Below are 11,937 nucleotides of genomic sequence, written 5' to 3' on the forward strand. Positions count from 1 at the left end.
CTACTCGACGCTCGAGGCGCGGGTGGTGGATACGGCTGAGTTGGATGGTGGGTACTGGTACCGGAATCTGCGGCAGACGGTGCGTTTCGGCGAGGTGGTCGCCGCGCTGGCGGCGGAGGGTCACCGGGTGTTCGTGGAGGTCAGTCCGCATCCGGTGCTGGGTCTGGCGATCGCGCAGGCTGGCGAGGACTTGGTTGCCGTGGGCAGCTTGCAGCGTGGCGATGGTGGTCGTGGTCGCTGGCTGACCGCGCTGGCCGGTGTTTACACCGCCGGTGTGGAGGTGGACTGGGCCGCGGCAACCGCCGACGAGAGCCGGGCGGTCAAGGTTGATCTGCCGACCTACCCGTTCCAGCGCCAGCACTACTGGCCCAAGCCCGTCACCGGGCGCGGCGACGCCTCGTCGATCGGCTTGCAGCGCGACGCGCACCCGTTGCTGGCGGCGGCGGTGTGGCTGGCCGAGGGTGATGGGCTGGTGCTGACCGGTCGCCTGTCGGTGTCGGCGATGCCGTGGCTGGCCGACCACGCCGTGCACGGCACGGTCCTGCTGCCCGGTACCGCTTTCGTGGACCTGGCGGTCCACGCAGGCGACCTGGCCGGCTGCGGTCTCCTGGAGGAGTTGACCTTGCAGGAGCCGCTGGTCCTGCCCAGTTCTGGTGGCGTGCAGTTGCAGGTCCAGGTGGGTGACAGTGACGGCGACAGTGGCCGGCGCACGGTGACGGTCTCTTCCCGTGAGGGGGAGGGCGAGTGGGTCCGGAATGCGGTGGGTGTGCTGGCTCCGGCCGGCAGTGAGCCCGTCCCGGCACCGCTGACCGTTTGGCCTCCGGCGGGTGCGGAATCGGTTCCGGTCGATGACGCCTACGAGACGTTCGCTCAGCGCGGTTACGGCTACGGGCCGGCGTTCCAGGGACTGCGTCAGGTCTGGCGCACCGGGGACACCGTCTTCGCCGAGGTTGAGCTGCCTGAGGCTGCGGAAGCGGATGCTGCCGGGTTCGGCTTGCATCCCGCTCTGCTCGATGCCGCTTTGCATGGTCTGTTGGCTGCTAGTGATGGCAGTGGCGGGACGGGTCTGCCGTTCGCGTGGTCGGGGGTTCGGCTGCTGGCCGGGGGTGCCCGCCAGCTGCGCGTGGTGCTGGCCCGTGAGTCGGGTGGCGTCTCGGTGACGGCGTTCGACGGCGTCGGCGAACCAGTGCTGCACGCGCGGTCGTTGGCGCTGCGTGAGGCTGCGGCGGGTCAGCTGAGCGGGTCTGATCGTCAGGTGCGGCAGTCGCTGTTCACGGTGGACTGGGTCCCGCTGACGGTGCAGGCTCCGGCCGACGCAGTGCAGTGGGCGCGGCACGGCTCCGGGATGGCCCCGGTGGTTGTTGCTGCGGTGCCTGCCGCTCCCGCCGGGAGTTCGGCGTCGCAGGCGGCACACCAGGCTGCCGCGACGGTGCTGGGTTGGGTGCAGCAGTGGCTGGCCGACCCCGCGACCGACGACGCACGCTTGGTGATCTGGACCCAGGGCGCAGCCGTCGGTGAGGACTTGGCTGGTGCGGCGGTGGCGGGTCTGGTGCGCTCGGCGCAGTCGGAGCACCCGGGTCGTCTGCTGCTGCTCGATGTCGACCCGGCGGCCGGCCTGGATCCGACGCGTGACGCCGACGTGGAGACCGTCCTGGCCACGGCGCTGGACGCTGGTGATCCTGAAATTCGCATCCGTCCCGCCGCTGACGGCGAGGGTGCGGTGGCGTTCGGTCGTCGGCTGGCCCGGGCCGGAACCTCCGGGGAGTTGGTGCTTCCCGGTGGTTCGGGCTGGCGGGTCGAGGTGACCCAGCCGGGTGACCTGGGCAGTGCCGCTGTCATCGACGCTCCCGAGGCGGGTGCCGAGTTGGCGGCGGGTCAGGTCCGGGTCGGTCTGCGTGCAGCGGGCGTGAACTTCCATGACGTGGTCGGCGGTCTGGGGATGGTCTCGGACGGCCGGGTCCTCGGCGCGGAAGGCTCCGGTGTTGTCCTGGAGACCGGCCCCGGAGTGACCAGCCTGACGGTCGGCCAGTCGGTGATGGGTCTGGTGTCGGGTTGGGGTCGGGTCGGGATCGTGGACAGTCGTCTGCTTGCCCCGGTTCCGCAGGGCTGGTCTTTCCAGCAGGCCGCGTCGGTGTCGGCAGGCTTCCTGACCGCGTTCTATGCGCTGTGGGATCTGGCCCGGGTCCGTCCCGGTCAGCGGGTGCTGATTCACGTCGGCACCGGTGGTGTGGGTACGGCTGCGGTGCAGTTGGCAAGGGCGTGGGGGCTGGAGGTCTTCGCGACCGCCAGTCCGGCCAAGCAGCATGCGCTGCGCGCGATGGGCGTTGAGGAAAGTCACATCGCCTCGACCCGTGATCTGGACTTCTGTGAGCGGTTCCTGGGCGTGACCGGTGGCGAGGGCATGGACGTGGTCCTGAACGCCCTGGCCGGGGAGTTCACGGACGCGTCGCTGCGGCTGCTGCCGCGCGGTGGCCGGTTCGTCGAGATGGGCAAGACCGACATCCGCGACGCCGCCGAGATCGCCGAGGCCTACCCCGGGGTGGTCTACCAGGCGTTCGACCTGATGGACGCCGGCGAGCCGCGGATCGCCGAGATGTTCGCCGAGCTGGGGCCGATGTTCGAGGCTGGGACGCTGGTTCCGCCGCCGGTGACGTGTTTCGAGCTGTCGCAGGCGGTGGCGGCGCTGCGGTACCTTCAGGCGGCTCGGCAGGTGGGCAAGGTGGTGCTGAACGTTCCCGTCGAGTGGGACAGTCAGGGCACGGTGCTGGTCACGGGTGGAACCGGCACGCTGGGTGGGGAGTTGGCCCGGCACCTGGTCAAGGTCCGTGGCATGCGGCACATGGTGCTGATGTCGCGTCGTGGCTCGGCCGCGCCGGGCGTGGCGCGCCTGGTCGCGGAGTTGGCGCAGTCGGGTGCGAGCGTGCGGGTGCAGGCCGGCGATGCCGCCGACCGCGACGGCCTCGCCTCGGTGCTGGCGCGGCTTACGGCCGAGCGGCCGCTGACCGCGGTCGTGCACGCCGCCGGTGTGATCGACGACGCCACGATCGAATCCCTGACGCCCGAGCGCATGGCGACCGTGTTTGCGGCCAAGGCCGATGCGGCCTGGAACCTGCACGAGCTGACCCAGGACGCGGGCCTGGCCGGCTTCGTGCTGTACTCCTCGGCGGCGGCTGTCATGGGCAGCCCGGGGCAGGGGAGTTACGCCGCCGCCAACGCGTTCCTGGACGCGTTGGCCGTCTACCGTCGCGGCCGACAGCTGGTCGGCCAGTCGCTGGCCTGGGGCCTGTGGGCCCAGGCGTCGGAGATGACGGGGCACCTGGAGGGCGCCGGCCTGACCCGTCTGCGCCGCGGCGGTGTTCAGCCGCTGACGACGGAGCAGGGTCTGGCGCTGTTCGACGCCGCCGCTGGATTGGGTGCGCCGTTGGCGGTTCCCGCCCGGCTCGACCTGAGCGGGCTGTCCCGGGCGGGTCGACCGGTGCCCCCGCTGCTGCGGGCTCTGGCCGTTGGCGCTCCTGCCCGCCGGACCGCGGCCGTTGCTGCGGCTGCGGACGCGGGTGGCCTGGCGGCCCAGTTGGCCGCACTCACTCCTGCCGAGCGCGAGCAGGAGGTTGTGCAGATCGTCCGGGCGGCTGCCGCCGTCGTTCTCGGCCACGAGCGTGCCGGGGACATCGATCCCCAGCGGGCTTTCCGGGACATGGGCATCGACTCCCTGACTGGCCTGGAGCTGCGCAACCGGCTCTCGGCCGAGACGGGCCTGAGCCTGCCCGCCACCCTGGTCTTCGACCAGCCGACACCGCTGGAGGTCGCCCGTTACCTCGTGGCAGAGGCATGCGGCACCACCGAGGTCGCCGGGACGGCGGTCGTGCCGGCGGTCCGTGTCGGCACCGACGAGCCGGTGGTCATCGTCGGTATGGGTTGCCGGTTCCCGGGCGGGGTCGAGGACCCGGAGGGCTTCTGGCAGCTGGTCGCCGGAGGGACCGACGCGATGACGGGCTTCCCGACGAACCGCGGCTGGGAGACGCCGAGCACGTCCGAGCTTGGTACGTCGGGCACGGCGTACGCCCCGGTGGGTGGCTTCCTGGCCGGCGCTGCCGACTTCGACGCGGAGTTCTTCGGGATCAGTCCGCGCGAGGCCCTGGGCATGGACCCCCAGCAGCGGCTGCTGCTGGAGACCTGCTGGGAGGCGCTGGAGGACGCCGGCATCGAGCCGGGAACGCTGAAGGGCAGCGACACCGGTGTCTACGCGGGCATCGTCGCGTCGGGATACCGGATCGGTGAGCAGGACGGTGCCGGCGGCTTCGGGATGACCGGGACCACGGCGAGCGTGGGGTCGGGTCGGGTGGCGTATTCGCTGGGCCTTCAGGGTCCTGCGGTTTCGGTGGACACGGCGTGCTCGTCTTCGCTGACGGCGATTCACCTGGCGGCGCAGGCGCTGCGGTCCGGCGAGTGCGGCATCGCGCTGGCCGGTGGCGTGACGGTGATGGCCACGCCGGGGACCTACACGGAGTTCGCACGGCAGCGCGGCCTTGCTGCTGACGGCCGGTGCAAGCCGTTCGCCGAGGCGGCTGACGGAACTGGCTGGGGCGAAGGCGTCGGGATGGTCGTTCTGGAGCGGCTGTCGGACGCCCGTGAGCGTGGGCACCGGGTGCTGGCGGTCGTGGCAGGCAGCGCGATCAACCAGGACGGTGCGAGCAATGGTCTGTCGGCGCCGAATGGTCCGTCGCAGCAGCGGGTGATCCGGGCTGCGCTGGCCAGCGCGAGGTTGCGGCCGGGTGATGTCGATGTGGTCGAGGCGCATGGCACGGGTACAGCGCTGGGTGACCCGATCGAGGCGCAGGCGTTGCTGGCGACTTATGGGCAGGACCGTCCCGAGGGCCGGCCGCTGCTGCTGGGTTCGGTGAAGTCGAACATCGGTCACACGCAGGCTGCGGCTGGTGTGGCTGGTGTGATCAAGATGGTGCAGGCGATGCGCCACGGCATGCTGCCGCAGACCCTGCACGTGGACGCCCCGTCCTCGCACGTGGACTGGTCGGCCGGCGCGGTGGAGTTGCTGACCGAGCCTCGCGAGTGGCCGGCCGGTTCGAGTCCACGTCGTGCGGGTGTGTCGGCGTTCGGGATCAGCGGCACCAACGTCCACCTCATCCTCGAAGAGCCCGCCGAGGAGGCCGAGGTCCTGGATGCTCATGATCAGGATGTTCCGGACCCGGTGGGTCCGGTGGCGTGGGTGTTGTCGGCGCGGTCCGGTGCGGCGTTGGCCGCGCAGGCGGGTCGGCTAGTGGAGTTCGTGAGGGCGCGTCCGGAGGTCGCGGCTAAGGATCTCGCGTTCTCGCTGGCCGTCACCAGGACCACTGCGTTCTCTCACCGGCTGGCTGTCGTTGGCGATGGTCGTGAGGAGTTGCTGGAGGGTTTGAGGGCTGCGGCTGTGGGCGGGGCTGTGGCTGGTGTGGTTTCCGGGACGGGTGGTGATGGTCGGGTTGGGGTGGTGTTTTCGGGTCAGGGTTCTCAGCGTGTGGGGATGGGTCTGGGTCTGTATGAGGTGTTCCCGGTGTTCGCGCGGGCGTTTGATGAGGTGTGTGCTGGGTTGGAGGGGTTGCTGCCGGGGTCGTTGCGTGAGGTGATCGCGGGGGGTGGTGTGGAGTTGGATCAGACGGTGTTCGCGCAGGCGGGGTTGTTTGCGGTGCAGGTGGCGTTGTTCCGTTTGTGGTCGTCGTGGGGTGTGGTTCCGCAGTGTGTGGCGGGGCATTCGATTGGTGAGGTTACGGCGGCGTATGTGGCCGGGGTGTGGGATCTGGCGGATGCGTGTGCGGTGGTGGCGGCGCGTGGCCGTCTGATGCAGGAGTTGCCGACCGGTGGGGCGATGGCGGCCCTGGAGGCGTCGGCGGAGCAGGTCGCCGAGCTGCTGGCCGGGCGTGAGGGGGTGGCGGTCGCCGCGGTCAACAGTGCCCGTCAGGTGGTGATTTCGGGTGTGGAGTGCGTGGTGGGGGAGGTGGTGGAGCTGTGGCGGGAGCGGGGTGGGCGGGTGCGCAGGTTGCGGGTCAGTCATGCGTTCCACTCGCCGTTGATGGATCCGATGCTGGAGGAGTTCGGCCGGGTCCTGGCGGGGGTGACCTTCCGCGAGCCGCGTATTCCGCTGGTGTCGGGTGCGCCGGGTGCGGATGTGACCGATCCCGCTTACTGGGTGGGGCATGTGCGGGAGACGGTGCGTTTCCACGACGTGGTGGAGGCGATGCGTGCCCAGGGCATGAGCGTCTTTGCCGAGTTGGGTCCGGATGGTGCGCTGTCGGCGATGGCCGAGACCGACACCTGGGTCCCGGCACTGCGCGCCGACCAGGACGAGGCGGAGACCGCCCTGCGCGCACTGGCCGGTCTGTACGCGGCCGGCGTCGAGGTCGACTGGGCAGCGGTCACCGCTGGCGGGGCGCAGAAGGTTGCCCTGCCGACGTACCCGTTCCAGCATCAGCACTACTGGCCGAAGGCAGTCGCCGGTCGTGGTGATGTTGCGTCGGCTGGTCAGCAGCGCGACGGTCACCCGTTGCTGGCGGCGGCGGTGTGGCTGGCCGAGGGCGATGGGTTGGTTCTGACGGGTCGTCTGTCGCTGTCCACGATGCCGTGGCTGGCCGATCATGCGGTGCACGGCACGGTTCTGCTGCCCGGCACGGCGTTCGTGGACCTGGCGGTGCACGCCGGTGACCTGGCCGGCTGCGGTGTCCTGGACGAACTGACGCTCCAGGAGCCGCTGGTCCTGCCCAGTTCTGGTGGCGTGCAGTTGCAGGTCCAGGTGGGTGACAGTGACGGCGACAGTGGCCGCCGCACGGTGACGGTCTCTTCCCGTGAGGGGGAGGGCGAGTGGGTCCGGAATGCGGTGGGTGTGCTGGCTCCGGCCGATGGTGAGCCCGTCCCGGCACCGCTGGCTGTCTGGCCGCCGGAGGGGGCGGAGCCGCTGTCGGTCGACAACGCCTACGAGAGCTTTGCCCAGCGCGGTTACGGCTACGGGCCGGCGTTCCAGGGCCTGCGTCAGGTGTGGCGCGCCGGGGACACCGTCTACGCCGAGGCCGAGCTGCCGCAGGCTGTCGAAGCCGATGCTGCCGGGTTTGGTCTGCACCCGGCGTTGCTCGACGCTGCCCTGCACAGCCTCCTTGCCGCCAGTGATGGCAGTGGCGGGGGGACGGGTCTGCCGTTCGCGTGGTCGGGGGTTCGGCTGCTGGCGGGCGGTGCCCGGCAGCTGCGGGTGGTCCTGGCCCGTGGGGCGAGCGGCGTCTCGGTGACGGCGTTCGATGGTGTCGGTCAGCCGGTGCTGGAGGTCCGGTCGCTGGCGCTGCGGGAGATACCGACAGCTAAGTTCGGCGGCTCGGCCCGTCAGGTGCGGCAGTCGCTGTTCACGGTGGACTGGGTGCCGCTGACGGTGCAGGCTCCGGCCGACGCAGTGCAGTGGGCGCGGCGTGGCTCCGGGATGGCACCGGTGGTTGTTGCTGCGGTGCCTACCGCTCCCGCCAGGAGTTCGGCGTCGCAGGCGGCCGAGCAGGCTGCCGTGACGGTGCTGGGTTGGGTGCAGGAGTGGCTGGCCGACCCCGCGACCGACAACGCGCGGCTGGTGATCTGGACCCAGGGCGCATCCGACGGCCAGGATCTGGCCGGTGCGGCGGTGGCGGGTCTGGTGCGTTCGGCGCAGTCGGAGCACCCGGGTCGTCTGCTGCTGGTCGATGTCGACCCGGCGGCCGGTCTGGACCCGACGCGTGACGCCGACGTGGACATGGTCCTGGCCGTGGCACTGGGCGCCGAGGAGCCCGAGGTCTCCATCCGTCCTTCCACTGACGGCGAGGGTGCGGTGGCGTTCGGTCGTCGGCTGGCCCGGGCCGGTGCGTCCGGGGAACTGGAACTGCCCGGTGGCTCGGGCTGGCGAGTCGAGGTGACCCAGCCGGGTGACCTGGGCAGTGCGGCCGTCGTCGACGCTCCGGAGACCGAGGCTGCGCTGTCGGCTGGTCAGGTCCGGGTTGGTCTGCGAGCGGTGGGTGTGAACTTCCGCGACGTGGTGACCGGTCTGGGGATGGTCGCGGACGGCCGGGTCCTCGGTGGGGAAGGCTCCGGTGTCGTGCTGGAGACCGGCCCCGGGGTCACTGGCCTGGCGGTCGGTCAGCCTGTGATGGGGCTGGTGCCCAGCTGGGGTCCGGTCGGGATCGTGGACAGCCGCCTGGTGGCCGCTATCCCGCAGGGCTGGTCGTACCAGCAGGCCGCTGCGGTGCCGGTCGGGTTCCTGACGGCGTTCTACGGGCTGTGGGATCTGGCCCGGGTCCGTCCCGGCCAGCGGGTGCTGATTCACGCCGGCACCGGTGGTGTGGGCACGGCTGCCGTGCAGTTGGCCAAGGCATGGGGGCTGGAGGTCTTCGCGACCGCCAGTCCGGCCAAGCAGCACGCGCTGCGCGCGATGGGCGTTGAGGAAAGTCACATCGCCTCGACCCGTGACCTGGACTTCTGCGAGCGGTTCCTGGCCGTGACCGGCGGCGAGGGCATGGACGTGGTCCTCAACGCCCTGGCCGGAGAGTTCACGGACGCGTCCCTGCGGCTGCTGCCGCGTGGCGGTCAGTTCGTCGAGATGGGCAAGACCGACATCCGTGATGCCGCCGAGGTTGCTGAGGCCTACCCCGGGGTGGTGTACCAGGCGTTCGACCTGATGGACAAGGGCGAGCCGCGGATCGCGGAGATGCTGGCCGAGCTCGGGGCCATGTTCGACGCGGGCACGTTGGTCCCGCCGTCGGTGACGACTTTCGAGCTGTCGCAGGCTGTGGCGGCGCTGCGGTACCTCCAGGCGGCCCGGCAGCTGGGCAAGGTCGTGCTGAACGTCCCCGCCGAGTGGGACCCGCAGGGGACCGTCCTGGTGACCGGTGGAACCGGCACGCTGGGTGGGGAGGTGGCCCGGCACCTGGTGAGCGTCCGGGGCATGCGGCACGTGGTGCTGATGTCGCGTCGCGGTCCGATCGCGCCGGGCGTGGCCCGCCTTGTCGCCGAGTTGGCGCAGTCGGGTGCGAGCGTGCGGGTGCAGGCCGGCGACGCGGCCGACCGCGAGGGTCTCGCCTCGGTGCTGGCGCGGCTTACGGCCGAGCGGCCGCTGACCGCGGTCGTGCACGCCGCCGGTGTGATCGACGACGCCACCGTGGAGTCGCTGACACCTGAGCGGATGGCAACTGTGCTGGCTGCCAAAGCCGATGCGGCCTGGAACCTGCACGAGTTGACCGAGGGCGCGGGCCTGGCCGGCTTCGTGCTGTACTCCTCGGCCGCCGCCATGGTGGGCAGTCCGGGGCAGGGGAGTTACGCCGCCGCCAACGCGTTCCTGGACGCACTGGCCATCCACCGCCACGGCCGGCAGCTGGCCGGTCAGTCGCTGGCCTGGGGTCTGTGGGAGCAGACCTCGGAGATCACCGGCCAGTTGGCCGACGCCGACCTCTCCCGGCTGCGTCGTGGCGGTGTTCAGCCGATGACGACCGAGCAGGGTCTCGCACTGTTCGAGGCCGCTGCCGCGCTGGGCGCGCCGCTGGCGGTCCCCGCCCGGCTCGACCTGAGCGCGTTCTCTCGCGGCGGAAGGGCGGTGCCTCCGCTGCTGCGGGAGCTGACCGCCGGCGGTGTCTCCGCACGTCCGACCGCAGCCGAGGCCACGGCCGCGGACGGGAGCGGCCTGGCGGCCCGGCTGGCCGCGCTCAGCCCTGCCGATCGCGAGCACGAGGTCCTGGAGATCGTCCGGGCCGCTGCCGCCGTCGTCCTGGGCCATGCCCGCCCAGGGGACATCGATCCCCAGCGGGCCTTCCGGGACATGGGCATCGACTCCCTGACCGGGCTGGAGCTCCGCAACCGACTCGCCAGTGAGACCGGCCTGAGCCTGCCCGCCACCCTGGTCTTCGACCACCCGACACCGGCCGATCTCGCCAGGCACCTGTGCCCGGAGATTGTTGCGGATGTGGTGGTGGAACCGGTGGTCTTCACCCAGCTGACCCAGCTCGAATCGATTCTCTCCGAAGTACCCGCAGACAGCGAAATGCGCTCCGATATCACGGCCCGACTGCGGACCGTGCTGTCGAAGTGGATGCGCGACCAGGAGCCGGCGGCGGAAAACACCGCGGCCCAGAAACTTGAGTCGGCCTCGGCTGATGAAGTCTTTGACTTCATAGCTAAAGAGCTAGGAGTTTCGTAATCCAATGACAGAGATGACAGAGCACGAGAAGCTCCTCAGCTTTTTGAAGAAGGTAACGGCCGACTCATACGAGACCAAGGAACGCCTACGGAAGATAGAGGCCCGCGAGCAGGAACCGGTTGCGATCGTCGGGATGGGTTGTCGGTTCCCCGGCGGGGTCGAGGACCCGGAGGGCTTCTGGCAGCTGGTCGCCGGAGGGACCGACGCGATGTCGGGCTTCCCGGCGAACCGCGGCTGGGAGGCGGCAGGCCCGTCCGACTCCGGTGACGAGGTCCCGGCCTACACCCAAGTGGGCGGTTTCCTGGATGGCGCCGGTGATTTCGATGCGGAGTTCTTCGGGGTCAGTCCGCGTGAGGCGTTGGGGATGGACCCGCAGCAGCGGCTGCTGCTGGAGACGTGCTGGGAGGCGCTGGAGGACGCGGGAATTCCCCCGGTCACGCTGAAGGGCACCGACACCGGCGTCTACGCGGGCATCATCGCCTCGGGATATCGGCTCGGTGACCAGGACGGTGCCGGCGGCTTCGGGATGACCGGGACGACGGCGAGCGTGGCGTCCGGTCGAATCGCGTACACGCTGGGGCTCCAGGGCCCCGCGGTGTCGATCGACACGGCCTGCTCCTCCTCGCTGACGGCGATTCACCTTGCCGTGCAGGCACTGCGCTCCGGTGAGTGCGGGATGGCCCTGGTCGGCGGTGTCACCGTCATGGCCTCGCCCGGCACGTTCGCCGAATTCGCGCGGCAGCGGGGGCTGGCCGGCGATGGCCGGTGCAAGCCGTTCGCGGAGGCGGCCGACGGCACCGGGTGGGGCGAGGGCGTCGGCGTCCTGGTTCTGGAGCGGCTGTCGGACGCCCGTGCTCGTGGGCACCGGGTGCTGGCGGTCGTGTCCGGCAGTGCGGTGAACCAGGACGGTGCGAGCAATGGTCTGTCGGCTCCGAATGGTCCGTCGCAGCAGCGGGTGATCCGGGCTGCGCTGGCGAGTGCGAGGTTGCAGCCGGCCGACGTCGACGTGGTGGAGGCGCACGGTACCGGTACGGCGTTGGGTGACCCGATCGAGGCGCAGGCGTTGCTGGCGACTTATGGGCAGGATCGGCCTGAGGGTCGGCCGCTGCTGTTGGGTTCGGTGAAGTCGAACATCGGCCACACGCAGGCGGCCGCTGGTGTGGCTGGTGTGATCAAGATGGTGCAGGCGATGCGGCACGGGGTGTTGCCGCAGACCCTGCACGTGGACGCCCCGTCTTCGCATGTGGATTGGTCGGCCGGTGCGGTGGAGTTGCTGACCGAGCCTCGCGAGTGGCCGGAGGGCGCTGAGCCGCGCCGTGCGGGTGTGTCGGCGTTCGGGATCAGCGGCACCAACGTCCACGTGATCGTTGAGGAGCCCACCCAGGAAGCCCCTGTTTCGGATGCCCCTGACCTTGATGAGGTGGAATCTGCCTCGGAGCCGGGGCTGGAGTCTTCGGGTCCGGTGGCGTGGGTGTTGTCGGCGCGGTCCGGTGCGGCGTTGGCTGCGCAGGCGGGTCGGCTGGTGGAGTTCGTGAGGGCGCGTCCGGAGGTGGCGGCCAGGGACCTGGCGTTCTCCCTTGCAGTGACGCGGACCACTGCCTTCTCCCACCGGCTGGCTGTCGTTGGCGGTGGTCGTGAGGAGTTGCTGGAGGGTTTGAGGGCTGCGGCTGTGGGCGGGGCTGTGGCTGGTGTGGTTTCCGGGACGGGTGGTGATGGCCGGGTTGGGGTGGTGTTTTCGGGTCAGGGTTCTCAGCGTG

The 11,937-nt window shown here is 70.7% G+C and carries 1 protein-coding gene and 1 pseudogene; both read left to right on the plus strand.

Going from position 1 to position 11,937, the window contains the following annotated elements:
- A pseudogene (locus tag ABD329_RS46390) lies at positions 1–9,922 on the plus strand (SDR family NAD(P)-dependent oxidoreductase); the annotation flags it as partial.
- Positions 9,923–10,193: 271 nt separating this feature from the next.
- On the plus strand, positions 10,194–11,937 hold a 1,744-nt coding region (locus tag ABD329_RS46395; RefSeq protein ID WP_344318091.1), incomplete at its 3' end, for a type I polyketide synthase.

Origin of the sequence: Streptomyces javensis (assembly GCF_039525925.1) — a bacterium.
Lineage (GTDB): Bacteria > Actinomycetota > Actinomycetes > Streptomycetales > Streptomycetaceae > Streptomyces > Streptomyces asiaticus.